Raw genomic sequence first — 14005 nt, forward strand, 5'->3', positions numbered from 1 at the left:
GAATGCGATTTCCAATGCTTCAGGGCAATTATTTATCCAATCAGGGTATCCGCCCAGTGTCCCCCGCTGGCGGGCTACCGTGTACCCACAAGTAAAAAGATGATATTTGTTGATGCAAAGAGTAACCTATCAGGGCTATTTCGGAGATAAGCGAATAGAGTCACGCGGTAGTTCGCTTCACCAACGTTTGTTTAGCCTGATCTCCGCACTCCGAATATAGATATGCTATGTAAATCAGGGATGCGTTTTGATAATTTTTGTGCTAATTCTCCGGTTTGTTCGCCCACCAGGGCATCCCTGATGAGCGCGCGTTACCCGGAAATGGTAGGCGTCCCAGGTTTGGTAAGATCTAAGCCAGAGGACAATTGGGGATACCTGAAACCGGATGCCATTCTGCTCCCCAAACTCTTAAAGCAGGCACAATACAATACAGCGCTCATCGGGAAATGGAACTTAGGATTAGAGTCTCCCAATAAACCTAATGAAAAGGGATTTGATTTTTTTCATGGTTTTCTCGATGATATGATGGAAGATTATTGGACACACGTTCGCAACGGGAAGAATTTTATGCGTGAAAATGAAAGGGAAATTCACCCCCAAGGTCACGCTACCGACATATTCTCTGACTGGGCAGTTGAGTATATTCAGAAACAAAAGCACAGTAAGAATCCATTTTTTTTGTATCTCGCTTATAATGCTCCCCATTTCCCTGTACAGCCTCCTACTGAATGGCTGGCAAAAGTAAAAGCACGAGAGCCGGGAATTCCTGAAAGAAGAGCAAAGTTAGTTGCTTTAATCGAACATATGGATGATGGCATAGGAAAGGTGATCCAATCCTTAAAAGAAACCGGATTATATGACAATACGCTTATTATTTTTCTAAGCGACAATGGTGGCCATCTGGAAAGTGGTGCAAATAATGGATTATTAAGAGATGGAAAAGAAAGTGTGTATGAGGGAGGCCTCAGAATTCCTGCCTTTTTTGTATGGGCAAACCAAATCAAACCTAATTCTATTAGCACTCAAAGAGCACTTACTATGGATATTTATCCTACCATCAGTGAAATTACCGGTGCTAAAATAAATCACAAAATTGATGGAGTGAGCCTGCTACCTATACTAAGGAGTAATGTAGAAAAACTTCCGGAACGGCCATTGTTTTTTACACGACGAGAAGGAAATCCTCGGTTTGGAGGGCAGACCATACAAGCGGTAATTTCTGATCATAGGAAACTTCTTCAGAACAGCCCTAATTCGCCTTATGAACTTTATAATCTTTTGGATGACCCAACGGAAAAGCAGAATCTTATAAGTTCCGATATGGGTCAGTATAGAAAGTTACAGCAACTGCTTATAAAACATATCCAAAAAGGCGGAAGCGTACCTTGGCAAAAATCTGAAAATTAATCTAACCACCAATTCCCTTTAAATTAGAGAATCAAATTGAAAACCGCATGAGCTTACCACTTAGCTGACAGTCGTCCGCCTCAGGATTTATATGGGTATAAGGAGCAAATAGTTGATAACTGGAAATAATAATCGTTAATTACCAATAAAGCAGAGTATGGTAAATAGAACAATAACCCTATTGATCGCTGTCATTTTTGTTAATCAGGCTTTAGCTCAAAGTAAGCACAGTAAAATATCGAAATATACAAGCTACAAAGGATTAATTATGGCGGGCTATCAGGGCTGGTTCAATGCTCCTGACGACGGAGCAAACAGAGGCTGGCGCCATTATGCAGGCCCCCGGGGAGTGCTTGCCCCTGGGAGTATAAAAGTAGATATGTGGCCAGAAACTGATGAATACGAGAAAACTTATAAAACACAGTTTCTTCTAGTTGATGGCAGTGCGGCCGTTTTGCCAAGTCCTCATGATGCATCTACTGTTAAAACTCATTTTAAGTGGATGAAAGAATATGGTGTGGACGGTGTGTTCATGCAACGGTTTGTCGCGGAAGTACGAAATAGTTCCGGAAAAAAACATTTCAATAAAGTGCTGGCCAGTGCGATGAAATCATCGAAGGAATATGGGAGGGCTATCTCGGTAATGTATGACTTTTCGGGAATGTCTGACAATGATATTCCGGTTGTGATAGAGGACTGGAAAAATCTTGTTGACAGTATGAAAATCACCAGTCAGGGATCAAATCAAACGTACTTGTATCACAATGGGAAACCATTAGTAGTGCTTTGGGGAGTCGGCTTTGGAGATGGACGTAAATATTCACTTCAAGGAGTAGAGAAGATAATAGAATTTCTGCAAAATGATCCCGAATACGGCGGCTGTTCCATTATGCTCGGAGTACCCACGTACTGGCGTGAATTAGACAGGGACACCGGAAAAGACCCGCGTCTGTTGGAAATTTTGAAAAAAATAGATATCATACATCCCTGGACAATCGGAAGATTTGGAAACGAAGCTGGCTATAAGACCTATATTGAAGTCCAGAAAGGTGATATTGCCTGGGCCAAGGAAAACAAGGTGGACTACGTGCCCGTTGTTTTTCCCGGCTTCAGCTGGCATAATATGTATCCAAAGGATCAATTTGATAAAATACCACGGAACAGTGGCAAATTTCTATGGATGCAGTTATCAAATGCGATAAAGAATGGGGCTGAAATGATCTACATAGCAATGTTCGATGAAGTAGACGAAGGAACGGCAATTTTTAAAGTATCCAGGAACCCTCCCGTCGGAGAAAGCCCGTTTGTAAAATTTGAAGAAGGCATACCTTCTGATTATTATTTATTCTTAAGTGGATACGCTGGTAAAATGCTGCGGAAGACAGTGCCATTTACCAGCGAAGCACCTCCTCCAAAGAATTCAAATGCGTCAAAATAGTTTGTCGTTTTATTTTCAAGTACTCGAAAAGATAAGAATTGTCTGCTGTTGGCTAACTGGCGGACCAAAATTAGGTTATAGGTTTGCCCAGCAGGAGCATGTGGTGGCCGAGTTCTCCTTAGCGAAATAGCGATTTGTACAAACCCTGAAATATGAAACTAAATCTTTCTAAAATCCTGCACTTTATAATTTGGTTTGCATCTCTTGCTATACCTTCAGTCTATGCTCAGGAGTCAATCCCAAAAGCAAAGAACATACTGGTTCTGTACAGCGATGATCAAAGCTACAACACCTTAGGTATTCTCGGCAATAAAGAAATCTATACACCAAATTTGGATAAACTAGCTCAGCAGGGAGTATTTTTCACCCAGGCACACGTGATGGGTGGCCACCAGGGTGCGGTTTGTATTCCCAGCCGGGTAATGATGTTATCAGGTCGTTATTTGAATCGCTTGCCGAAAGACGGCGCTGTTATTCCTGACAGTATAATTACTCTGCCAGAAGTGTTACAACAAAAAGGGTATACTACGTTTCACACAGGCAAATGGCATAGTGATAAAATCTCTCACAATCGCATTTTCAAGACCGGCAATAATATTTTCTTTGGGGGAATGCATTTCCCAGATGGGGGCGGCCAGGAACACCCGGCTGTATTTAAATACGATGCGAGCGGCGAATATGGTATCTCCAATAAAATACTGAGCAACACGTTCAGTTCTGAATTATACGCAGACGCTGCTGTTGAATTCCTGACAAGTGCAAAAGCGAAAGCTGATCCCTTCTATTGTTATGTCGCTTTTACATCGCCACATGACCCTCGGACACCCCCTAAAAAATATCGGGACATGTACAAGGCCGAAAAGATTAGCCTCCCGCCAAATTTTCTAACCCAGCATCCCTTCGATAACGGTGACCTTAATGTTCGTGATGAGAAGCTGATTACTCATCCGCGAACCGAGGCAGATGTGAAAAGAGAAATTGCCCTTTATTATGGAATGGTAAGTGAGATGGATGCTCAGGTAGGCCGAATTCTTCAAGCGCTTGATAAAGCAGGACTACGTGAGAATACCGTAATCGTTTTTGCTGGAGATAATGGACTAGCCGTAGGGCAACACGGATTAGTTGGAAAGCAAAACCTCTATGAACACAGTATACGGGTGCCGATGATTATATCCGGGCCAGGTATTAAGAAGAATGTTAAAACTGATGCATTTGCTTATCTCAGTGATATTTCGCCTACTTTATACGATTACCTGAATATTATTCCCCCTGCCACCGTTGAAGCAAAGAGTTTACTTCCGATATTATACAATCCTGAAACGTCTGTGCGGGCATCGATGTATAATGTTTACGGGCATTGGAGCAGGAGTATCAAAACCAGGGATGGATTTAAAATGATCTTGTATAATGTTAAAGGTAAACTCACCACGCAATTGTTCAATCTAATTGATGATCCCTGGGAAATGAAGAATCTCGCATGGAATCCGAAATACTCGGGTAAATTGACTGAATTGCGAAATTTGTTAAAAAGGGAGATGAGTGCTGCGCATGATGATCTTAACATTGACTTACCAGATTGGGGAAGAAAACCCAATCAAAAGTCGTATGGTAGTTAATCCAGCCACTTCTTTTACCTTCCCCCCTGCATCTGAATCAGCTGATCAAAAGTTATCTCCTCGTAATCTTTACCTGCACTAAACGATCCGGCTGGTATCGCGTCCGTTTTAACTTCCTTCAACGTTGCTTTAACGCTTAGCCCGTTCATGTATGAAGTAAATTCTACGGGGAATCCATAGCTTTTGTTGTAAAAACGCGTAAGTGGGTTTTGGGTAGACACTTCCACATCCTTAGTAAACCAGGCAGTAGAATTCTGATTGCTTTTTTTCTCGGTTACATCATATTTTGTTGCATTAAATCCGGCTATTGTTTTTGTTTCGGTTGCGGCTGTAAGAAGTAGTTCGGGCATATTAGCCGCAATTTTATCCTGATCGGCAGGGCTGAAGATTACCGAGAACTTCTTATTCATCATCGGGATTTCAAGTAGCAAGCGTTCATATTCCTTGCTCAGGTTAGTTATGTTCGTGCTGTTATACATTGCCGACTCAGTCTTTAAACTGGAAGAATCTCCTTTGAAATATACCTTTAACTCAGTTGGGAAATTGCTCGCCATAGCTGCCATTTGTTCCGGAAGCTTCCATTCTACTGAATAAATAAGAATCCCTTCCGATAACTTCTTTCCAGTTTGAGCAAAAATACTTACTGCCATAAGCAGCATTGCTGCTGTAAAAATCAATTTTTTCATGTCTTTGTAGGTTTATGCCTCTTCACAGGCCTTTCAAAAGAGTAGCTTATGAAATTCATATTTTATTCAACTTACAAAAGAGACATTTATTATCTGGAATTGTTACTGGCTGCCGTTAAATAATTTCATTTTTCTTCCCTATAGTTCTTTGATAATTTAGGGTATGAAGTATGTTTTCCTTCTTCTTTTTTCGGCGCATGCCGTGGCAAATGGGCAGAACCCAGGCCCAAGACTGGCAGCCATGGGTTCAGGCGGCACAGCAGTTTCAGATATCTGGTCATTACAGCAAAACCCCGCTGGAATTGCAGAATTGAGAAAGCCAAAAATGGCTGTTGCTTTTGAACGGCGCTTTCTGGATGCGGAGGTTAGCACACAGAATGCTGTTTTTGCATTTCCCTTTCGCAATAATGTCTTAGGTGTTAGTTTAGAACGATACGGGTTTAGTGAATTTAATGAACAAAAGGTGGGACTTTGCTATGCAAAACGTTTTGGAAATACGTTTAGCATGGCTATCGGATTAAAGTATTATCTACTAAACATAACAGAATACGGCTCTGCGAAGGCATTTACTGTCGAAGTTGGTTTTCAACTTAAAGTTACCGATGACTTTACCATTGCTAGCCATATCGCAAATCCCAACCAAAGCCAATACAATAACCTGAAAACTTCCATTTTGCCCGCAAAACTATCTTTTGGTGGTTCTTTCAAAGTCAGCGACAGGTTATTAATGACCGCTGATATTATGAAGCTTTTGAAGTACCCGCCAGATTTTATGACCGGGATTGAATATAACATTATACCATGGTTTTCATTACGAGGCGGAGTTTCAGTTAATCCTTTTAAGCAATATGCTGGGTTTGGAATAAGCTATAATAAAATGCAGGTAGATATTTCAGTTGCTTCACATCCGAGTTTAGGCTATTCACCCCAGATTGGATTAGGATATGAATTTTAGGTTAATCGCATTCTCATGCATGGTTCTTCTGCCAGGCTTTTGTAGCGCGCAAGTTGACAATGAAGCCTTAATCGAACAGATTATAGAATACATAGCAGAAAATATTTCGGAGGATCAGGATTATTCGGAAATAACAGAACGCTTAAATTATTATCGGAAATATCCGATGGATATTAACAAAGTAAGAAAAGAACAGCTTGAAGAACTTGTGTTTATTTCCCCCATTCAAATTAATAATTTGATTCTACATCGGCAAGAGAGTGGGTCTTTCCAGGAGCTCCTGGAACTTCAGAGCATTGAAGGCTTTGATAATGAAACAGTGCGCTGGCTAATTAACTTTCTGAAATTAACTCCTCCTCAGTTATTGTCCGGCATTTCATTTACCAAATTATTTGACAACGGGAATCATGATCTCATGTTTAGATTTGGTAGAGTACTCGAACCGCAAAAAGGATTTCTTTTATCCGGTTCGGGTAAGCCTGTTTACGCAGGCTCTGCGTTTCGCATTTTTACACGCTACCGATTTAATTCCAGCAATAAAATATTGTTTTCTTTGAATATGGAGAAAGATGCTGGTGAAACATTTTTTAAAAGTAAGGGCCAGGGCTTTGATTTTTATTCAGCTAATATTTCTTTAAATGGAAACAGATTTGTTAAAAAATTGGTAGTCGGAGACTACGCTTTGCAATTTGGTCAGGGACTAACTATGTGGTCTGGTTTAGGATTTGGTAAAGGAGCTGGACTGACAACAGCAGCTAAGCCAGCATGGGGTCTTCGCCCCTATAGCTCTTTCAATGAGTCATCATTTCTAAGAGGCACCTCCGCTACTTTTGATTATAAAAGAATGTCATTCACTCCTTTTGTTTCTTACAAAAAACTCGACGCAAGTTTGTCATCCGACGGCAGTGAAATTAAATCTCTTCCTCTCAGCGGTCTTCACAGAACGAATTCTGAACGGTTAAATAAAAATTTAGTGAATCAATTTGTTTATGGCATAAATTCAAGCTATAGCCAGAGTGATTTTACAGCGGGAATTACTGCATATAAAACACAGCTGAATAAACCCTTTGCTAAGGGGAATTCATTATATGAACGCTTTGATTTCAATAGCCAATCCTTGATCAATGTAGGATTTCACTACACCTACACTTTTAGAAACACTTACTTTTTTGGTGAAGGAGCTCATAGCGTGTCTTCGGGATCGGCCTTTTTAAGCGGGTTAATGTCGAGCCTTTCAAGCCGGGTTTCCGGAGTAATACTATATAGAAATTATGCACGAAATTTCCATTCTTTTTTCAACCAGGGCCTGGCCGAATCATCAGAAGCCACTAATGAGAAGGGACTTTATACTGGTTTCCATGTCAAATTCAACCCAAAGTTTGAAATGGCCAGCTACTTTGACTTTTTCCGGTTTCCATGGCTCAAGTTTCGTGTTGATGCACCTTCGCAGGGTCAGGAACTATTTACTCTATTAAGCTACAGTTTGAATAAACAGTTCAGAATAACAGGACGGTTTAAACTACAGCGAAAAGAGGAGAATTTAAGCAATGGAAATACAGGGGGACTGGAAATTGTGGAGAAGCAAAGCTATCGGGTTGAGCTTAATTATAAAGTTAACAAAACTTTCTCGTTCAGGAACCGTGCGGAAGTTTCAATATATAAGAAGGGGCAGACTAGAGAATTCGGGTTTATGGGCTATCAGGATGTAATCTATAATCCTTTAAGTTCTAAATTCTCCGGGAATATGCGGTTTGCAATATTTGATACCGATGGATTTAACTCGCGGATTTATGCATTTGAAAATGATGTTCTGTACGGTTACTCTATTCCGGCATATCAGGGAAGAGGCTTGAAATGTTATCTCAACGCGCGATTTACACCCCATCGTGGTGTAGATGTATGGATGAGATATGCACTATTAAATTATTCCGATCAGGAAACCGTTGGATCAGGGTATGACATGATCTCCGGGAGCAGGCGATCAGATATTAAATTGCAATTGAGATTTCAATTTTGACATGTTTTTTAAAGGAGAAATACCTTTTGTGCGAATGATAATTCCGTTAATTGCCGGAATATTAGCCGGGTATCGCTTTCCAAATGAAACTTTCCTCGAAAATCTCGTCCCACTGGGCTTAATTAATCTATTGATTTTCGGGTTCCTGATTTTTACATATAGAAGATTTTCAATATACCGGTTCAAATGGCTGGCGGGAATAATTGCACACTTTTATATTCTTGCTGCTGGGTATTGGCTGACTGTTGATAGTTCTAAAGTTTATGACACCACACATTACAGCTTTAAAAAGGCAGATCTATTATTAGCCGAAATCAAGAATGAACCCAAGGTTTCTGGTCATGTTTCAAGATTCGAGGCGAGGATATTAAAGACTTTTTTTAAGGGAGAAAAAAGTGCGGCAAGTGGTAAAATCATTATTTCAATTCAGACAGATAGTACACAGTCGCTCAATTTAAAATATGGGGATTTTATTTTGATACCCGGTACATACGACAGTATTGATCCCCCGTATAACCCCGGGGAGTTTAATTATAAATCTTATTTAAGCGACCGTCAAATTTACTACCAGACTTACATAGCCAGGGATCAATTAGTACTTCTCGATCGGGGGCATGGAAATGCATTAATATTATTTGCATTGGATCTTCGTAAGCAACTTGTTGAAAAATTTCATCAGTATTTGCCAGATAAAAGTGCTGCGGCATTTGCGTCGACACTTATCCTGGGTTATCGCGCGGAGCTGAGTCAGGAACTCGTTGAAGCGTATTCTAAAACAGGAACGATGCATGTGTTATCCGTATCCGGCATGCACGTTGGTATCGTGTTTATAGTACTAACCGCTGTTCTAAGATTTATGGACAGAACTAAATATACACGACTGATCCGTGCTCTCCTGATAATTTCAGTGATCTGGTTTTATGCACTATTGACAGGATTTTCAGCACCGGCTTGTCGGGCAGCTGTTATGTTAAGCTTCATTGTTCTTGGGAAGGCTTTGAATAAACACCAGAATACATACAACCTCATCGCAATTTCTGCCTTTTTTTTGTTGCTTTACAATCCATTCTATCTTGTAGACGCCGGTTTTCAACTTTCATACCTGGCTGTCACGGGCCTGGTTTATTTTCATCCTAAGATATATCAAGCTATTTATATTAAAAATAAGCTAATAGACCATGTCTGGAGCTATAGCGCACTTTCTTTTGCGGCACAACTCGCTACTTTTCCTTTTAGTATTTACTATTTCCACCAGTTCCCCGTATACTTCTTGTTTAGCAACCTCTTTATAGTGCTTCCGGTGGCACTCATCATGTATACTGGAATTATTTTCATGTTCATCCCAATTCCTGAAGTATTGCATCCCGGCGGAATATTCCTCAACTGGCTTATTAATTTCACGAATAACATTCTTTACTTTATTGAAAATATGCCTTTTTCAAGTGTGAATGGTATTTGGGTGAATGCCCTTGAATGTGCTCTGATCTGCCTGTTAATTTTATGCATTAGTTACAGGTTATCGTACGGCTATACGTTTCTGACAATACCAATTTGGATTTCTATTTTCCTGCTTGCAATAAGCTTTAGTTGCAATTGGAAAAGGAACTACGATCAACATCAAATCATATTTTATAATGCGAGGAAGAATAACGCTTTCGCGTATCTCTCAAAAGGGCAGAGTATAATTGTTAGCGACGCGGAACGTTCAGATAAACTTGTGAGGTTTTCGCTTTTGCCAACAGTTAAGAGTAGGGGATCGGGGCGGGAAGTGTTTTTTAAAGACGACACTACGTTCTTTGGGGATTCTTATTATGGGCACAAGAATTTTTATCAATTCGCAGCTTTCAAAATTCTTAAATGGGATAAGAATTTCAACGATGTCGAATTCACCAAAAAATTAATTGTGTCGGCGGTTTTAATATGTGACAACCCAAATATAACCATTCATAAAATAGTCTCCACTATTCAAGTTTCCACGATAATTATTGGTTCAACTAATACAAACAATAGGATAGAAGGGTGGGTCAAAGAAGCGAAGAAAATGAATATTCCGTATTATGTTCTGAAGAAAAACTCCGCATTTATCGTTAACCTTTAGAATTTCCGGTATTTTTGATAATAGAAAAGCAACCTACTTGACACAACTCGCCGAATATAATACAGACAACCGAATTGCCTACATTACCATAAACCGTCCCGAGAAACGAAATGCATTAAATCCGGAGTTGGTAGGGGCCCTTACAGATTATTTTTTGAAGGCCGGGCGTGATGATGACGTTAAGGTGGTGGTGCTTAGAGCAAGGGGCAAAGTTTTCAGCGCGGGCGCCGATCTTGAATATCTGCAAAAGCTTCAGAATAATTCTCCTGAGGACGATCTTGACGATACGATTGCGATAAAAGAGCTTTTATATAGCATTTACACCTTGCCGAAACTGGTTATTGCCCAGGTTGAGGGTCACGCTATAGCAGGCGGATGCGGTTTGGCTGCCGTTTGCGATATTGTTTTTGCCGTGCCGGAAGCTAAATTTGGCTACACAGAAGTTAAAATTGGTTTTGTGCCGGCGCTTGTCGCATGCTTTTTGGTCAGGAGGTTGGGAGAGGGAAGAGTGAGAGAATTATTACTTAGCGGCGAACTAATCGATGCGGCAACAGCATCTTCTTACGGACTGATTAATTTTATAGCAGATAAAAGTGAGATCGCCGCGCAGGTGAGGGGATATGCGGAACGATTAGTTGCAGGAGTGTCAGGACAATCCGTGGCCTTAACCAAACAGCTTATTCATAATGTTCAAAATCTTAGCCTCGAAGCAAGTCTGGATGAGGCTATCAGGTTAAATGTACAAACACGCTCGTCATCGGATTGCAAAAAAGGTATCACTTCATTCCTTGAAAAGAATAAATTGGAATGGTAGAGAAAACAGGATCTGCTTTAATAGGTTTGATAAAAGTATACCTGTAAGATGCCAGCCAAAATCACCGAAGAAAAGCCTTACGAAGTATTCCTGATCGGGGATACGGGAAATCTCCAACGGCACAAAGCCGATCCGGTTTTAGAAACATTAAAATGTCACTTCGATAAGAACCAGCACTCCGCAGTGGTTTTTCTCGGCGACAATATTTACCCCCGGGGGCTGCCTCCAAAAAACAATATTCTTTACAAAGATGCCGAAGATGCGCTAATTGCACATTATGAGGCCCTGAAAGATTATCACGGTAAAGTGCTTTTCATCTCGGGGAACCACGACTGGAACAAGGGCCGCAAAAATGGATACGAATACATCCTGCGCCAGGAAAAATACCTCGAGAAGTTATTTGGCCAGACCGTAATGTATCCCTCCCAAGGCTGTCCGGGTCCAACAGAGATCAACATCAACCCCAATGTAACCCTAATCCTGATAAATACTCAGTGGTGGCTGCAACCAGGCTTCAGGCCTATCGGTCAGGAGTACGGGTGTCGGGTATCATCTGAAGAGGAGTTTTTTGAGCACCTTGAAAAAATCATCGAAAAAAATAAAGACAAGCGGATCATCATTGCAGGCCATGCGCCTGTGTATAGCTATGCCATTCACGGCGGGCAGTATAAGCTCAGCCATCATCTTTTTCCTTTCACTCTTTATCATAAGAAAGCCTACGTACCTCTCCCGTTCATCGGTTCTTTGCTGCCTATGTACCGTAAATATTTTGGTGCCAGGGAAGATATAGCGCACCCGCGTTACCGACATCTCCGAAAGCGCCTGATTGATATGTTTAAAACTAAAAAAGGTCTGATTTACGCCGCAGGACATGAACATAATCTCCAGCATATTACAAAGAATGATAACCACTTTATTGTGAGCGGGGCAGGATCAAAGCTTAAATATGTTTTGCAGGAGGGCAAAAATCTGAAATTTGGTATGAAGGCTAAGGGCTTTTTCAAAATAAAATTCGGAAATGACGGTTCTGCCGTACTGTCTGCCTGGGTGGTAGATCCGGTTTCAAAAAAGGGTAAAATGGTATATGAACACAATCTTTCCTAGTTGTCGAAAGGTACCAGGACGGTTAGGGCCTTCGGCATCACAGATAAGTTTATCTCTCTGACTTTTCCAATTATTTCACCATCCACCTGTAAAGTAGTTCTTCTGTTACTTGTAACGCTGGCTTTCTGGCATGAGATAATTTCCACATAGTCCGAGGTGTGCAGCTTGCCGATGAACATCTTCCATGCAATTGATAAAAGTTGGACACGTGGAAACGGCTTTACGATAATAAGTTCAAACTTTCCGTCGTCGAGGATCCCATGAGGATTTATGATGGCTCCGGTGCCATACTTCATTGCATTTGCGAACGTAATGGAAACTCCTTTGCGGTAAATTACCTTTTCGTCGTAAGTAATAAGGAACCTATAACTTTTCAAAAAGAACATTTCACCGAACAGGTGTTTAGCGTAAATGAGCTTCCCTCGTTTAGGATCTTTTTCGAACCGTTTTACCACACGGGCGTTTAAGCCCACATCGGCAAGGTGAATACAAATTTCGTTGTTTATATCAATTAGATCGATTTGCTTCTTTTTCCCTTTTGAAAGTAAGTCCAGCGCAAAATTAACGTCGGTAATTTGTAACTCCTTAGCCATACCGTTGGCAGAGCCGTATGGAATTATTGCCAATGCGATATTCGTATTTGCAAGGAGGCCGGCTACAAGCTTTACTGTGCCGTCGCCGCCGGCAGCGGCAACAATAGATGGCCCGAAACGTTTAATTTCTGTATTGATCCCTGATTCGTCATTTCCGCTCATATTATAGATTTGAAAATCGAAATTCTGGGATTCAGCCTGCTCTGATATAAGGTCTTTTAAGGTATTATCATTTGAGGAGCCCGATTTCGGGTTTATAACAAATAATACTTTAATGCGTGCTTTGGGTGCTGCTTGAGTTTGCTTCATTTTTAAAGCTGCTCTTTTACTTCAATTAGAAACTGCTTTAATTTCTCTAACGAATCAATTACCTTTTGGTTTTCTTTGATTTCTCCTTTATTATTCCGGATAAAATCTTTAGCCCCCTGAAGAGTATAACCTTTCTCTTTAACAAGGTTGAAAATTATTTTAAGATTTTCAACATCATCAGGGGTGAAAAGCCGGTTTCCTTTCTTATTCTTTTTTGGCTGAAGTATATCAAATTCCCGTTCGTAAAACCGGATCTGGGAAGCATTAACGTCGAACATTTCAGTCACTTCGCCCATCGTATAGTAGAGTTTGTTTATGTCGCGTTCTTTGTAGGGCATAGGGTGTTTAGTATGGTATAAAAGTAAGATTTATTTGGGAAACGCGAACCCCTCAAACTTCTCACTCCATCTCCTTATATTTGCACACATGACCACCAAAGAAATACGACAGGGATTTTTAGAATTTTTTAAGGGCAAAGAGCACCAGATTGTTCAATCAGCTCCAATCGTTGTGAAAAACGACCCAACCTTAATGTTTACCAATGCGGGAATGAACCAGTTTAAGGAACTATTTTTAGGTGAAGCTGCGGTTAAATATTCCCGGGTGGCCGATACACAACGCTGTCTTCGTGTTTCAGGTAAGCATAATGACCTGGAGGAGGTTGGAATTGATACCTATCACCATACTATGTTTGAAATGCTGGGTAACTGGAGCTTTGGTGATCCTGCCCGTCCGGCAGGCGGGTATTTCAAAAAGGAAGCTATAGCCTGGAGCTGGGAGCTCCTTACAGAAATTTATCAGATCCCCAAAGAAAGGCTCTATGTTTCTGTCTTTAAAGGAGACGAGAAGGAGGGCTTAGCAAAAGACCAGGAAGCTTATGACATTTGGAAACAATATATAGCTGAAGACAGGATTATCTTAGGAAACAAAAAGGATAATTTCTGGGAGATGGGTGAGACGGGTCCCTG

At 40.8% G+C, this 14005-nt stretch carries 12 protein-coding genes; 9 read left to right on the forward strand and 3 right to left on the reverse strand.

The window, feature by feature from the left end; all coding sequences use genetic code 11:
• The first annotated feature begins 216 nt into the window (after positions 1–216).
• The 3 genes from ACLL8Z_RS11780 (at position 217) to ACLL8Z_RS11790 (ending at position 4461) form a co-directional block, all read left to right on the forward strand.
• Entirely contained in the window at positions 217–1407 is a 1191-nt protein-coding gene (locus ACLL8Z_RS11780) for a sulfatase-like hydrolase/transferase (RefSeq protein WP_411274999.1), read from the forward strand.
• A gap of 157 nt (positions 1408–1564) precedes the next feature.
• Positions 1565–2845, forward strand: coding sequence for a glycoside hydrolase family 71/99-like protein (locus ACLL8Z_RS11785; protein ID WP_411274988.1), 1281 nt, complete (start codon positions 1565–1567; stop codon positions 2843–2845).
• A gap of 152 nt (positions 2846–2997) precedes the next feature.
• A complete protein-coding gene (locus ACLL8Z_RS11790) occupies positions 2998–4461 on the forward strand; it encodes a sulfatase-like hydrolase/transferase (protein ID WP_411274989.1) in 1464 nt (487 codons plus the stop codon).
• Positions 4462–4475: 14 nt separating this feature from the next.
• Here the strand turns inward: ACLL8Z_RS11790 and ACLL8Z_RS11795 are convergent, their stop codons facing one another.
• Positions 4476–5147: a hypothetical protein gene (locus ACLL8Z_RS11795; RefSeq protein WP_411274990.1), complete on the reverse strand. Its 672-nt coding sequence runs from the start codon at positions 5145–5147 to the stop codon at positions 4476–4478.
• Positions 5148–5310: 163 nt separating this feature from the next.
• Here ACLL8Z_RS11795 and ACLL8Z_RS11800 point away from each other — a divergent pair, with 163 nt between their 5' ends.
• From ACLL8Z_RS11800 to ACLL8Z_RS11820, 5 genes are read left to right on the forward strand one after another with little or no spacing between them, the layout of a single operon-like run.
• Positions 5311–6102, forward strand: coding sequence for a hypothetical protein (locus ACLL8Z_RS11800; RefSeq protein WP_411274991.1), 792 nt, complete (start codon positions 5311–5313; stop codon positions 6100–6102).
• Entirely contained in the window at positions 6092–8119 is a 2028-nt protein-coding gene (locus ACLL8Z_RS11805) for a ComEA family DNA-binding protein (protein ID WP_411274992.1), read from the forward strand. The genes ACLL8Z_RS11800 and ACLL8Z_RS11805 overlap by 11 nt, the downstream gene beginning before the upstream one ends.
• A gap of 1 nt (position 8120) precedes the next feature.
• Complete coding sequence (locus ACLL8Z_RS11810) at positions 8121–10217, forward strand: ComEC/Rec2 family competence protein (RefSeq protein WP_411274993.1); 2097 nt, start codon at positions 8121–8123, stop codon at positions 10215–10217.
• 37 nt (positions 10218–10254) lie between these two features.
• Positions 10255–11031: an enoyl-CoA hydratase/isomerase family protein gene (locus ACLL8Z_RS11815; protein ID WP_411274994.1), complete on the forward strand. Its 777-nt coding sequence runs from the start codon at positions 10255–10257 to the stop codon at positions 11029–11031.
• A 48-nt stretch (positions 11032–11079) separates the two neighbouring features.
• The gene (locus tag ACLL8Z_RS11820; protein WP_411274995.1) at positions 11080–12135 is read left to right on the forward strand and encodes a metallophosphoesterase; all 1056 of its coding nucleotides are present in this window, start codon (positions 11080–11082) and stop codon (positions 12133–12135) included.
• Here the strand turns inward: ACLL8Z_RS11820 and ACLL8Z_RS11825 are convergent.
• Both ACLL8Z_RS11825 and ACLL8Z_RS11830 read right to left on the reverse strand, forming a co-directional pair.
• On the reverse strand, positions 12132–13037 hold the full coding sequence (locus tag ACLL8Z_RS11825; RefSeq protein WP_411274996.1) for a diacylglycerol/lipid kinase family protein: 906 nt from the start codon (positions 13035–13037) through the stop codon (positions 12132–12134). The two genes, ACLL8Z_RS11820 and ACLL8Z_RS11825, sit on opposite strands and share 4 nt — an antisense overlap.
• 2 nt (positions 13038–13039) lie before the next feature.
• Complete coding sequence (locus ACLL8Z_RS11830; RefSeq protein WP_411274997.1) at positions 13040–13375, reverse strand: MerR family transcriptional regulator; 336 nt, start codon at positions 13373–13375, stop codon at positions 13040–13042.
• An 88-nt stretch (positions 13376–13463) separates the two neighbouring features.
• On the opposite strand from ACLL8Z_RS11830, the gene ACLL8Z_RS11835 reads away from it, so the two are divergent.
• A partial coding sequence (locus ACLL8Z_RS11835; protein WP_411274998.1) for an alanine--tRNA ligase-related protein occupies positions 13464–14005 on the forward strand: 542 nt, incomplete at its 3' end.

It is taken from the genome of Daejeonella sp., from assembly GCF_046590655.1.
GTDB lineage: Bacteria > Bacteroidota > Bacteroidia > Sphingobacteriales > Sphingobacteriaceae > Daejeonella.

Excerpts from the sequence above, each read along its gene's own strand:
- ACLL8Z_RS11785 (WP_411274988.1), top strand. The coding sequence starts at position 1,565 with ATGGTAAATAGAACAATAACCCTATTGATCGCTGTCATTTTTGTTAAT.
- ACLL8Z_RS11790 (WP_411274989.1), top strand. The coding sequence starts at position 2,998 with ATGAAACTAAATCTTTCTAAAATCCTGCACTTTATAATTTGGTTTGCA.
- ACLL8Z_RS11795 (WP_411274990.1), bottom strand. The coding sequence starts at position 5,147 with ATGAAAAAATTGATTTTTACAGCAGCAATGCTGCTTATGGCAGTAAGT.
- ACLL8Z_RS11800 (WP_411274991.1), top strand. The coding sequence starts at position 5,311 with ATGAAGTATGTTTTCCTTCTTCTTTTTTCGGCGCATGCCGTGGCAAAT.
- ACLL8Z_RS11805 (WP_411274992.1), top strand. The coding sequence starts at position 6,092 with ATGAATTTTAGGTTAATCGCATTCTCATGCATGGTTCTTCTGCCAGGC.
- ACLL8Z_RS11810 (WP_411274993.1), top strand. The coding sequence starts at position 8,121 with ATGTTTTTTAAAGGAGAAATACCTTTTGTGCGAATGATAATTCCGTTA.
- ACLL8Z_RS11820 (WP_411274995.1), top strand. The coding sequence starts at position 11,080 with ATGCCAGCCAAAATCACCGAAGAAAAGCCTTACGAAGTATTCCTGATC.
- ACLL8Z_RS11825 (WP_411274996.1), bottom strand. The coding sequence starts at position 13,037 with ATGAAGCAAACTCAAGCAGCACCCAAAGCACGCATTAAAGTATTATTT.
- ACLL8Z_RS11830 (WP_411274997.1), bottom strand. The coding sequence starts at position 13,375 with ATGCCCTACAAAGAACGCGACATAAACAAACTCTACTATACGATGGGC.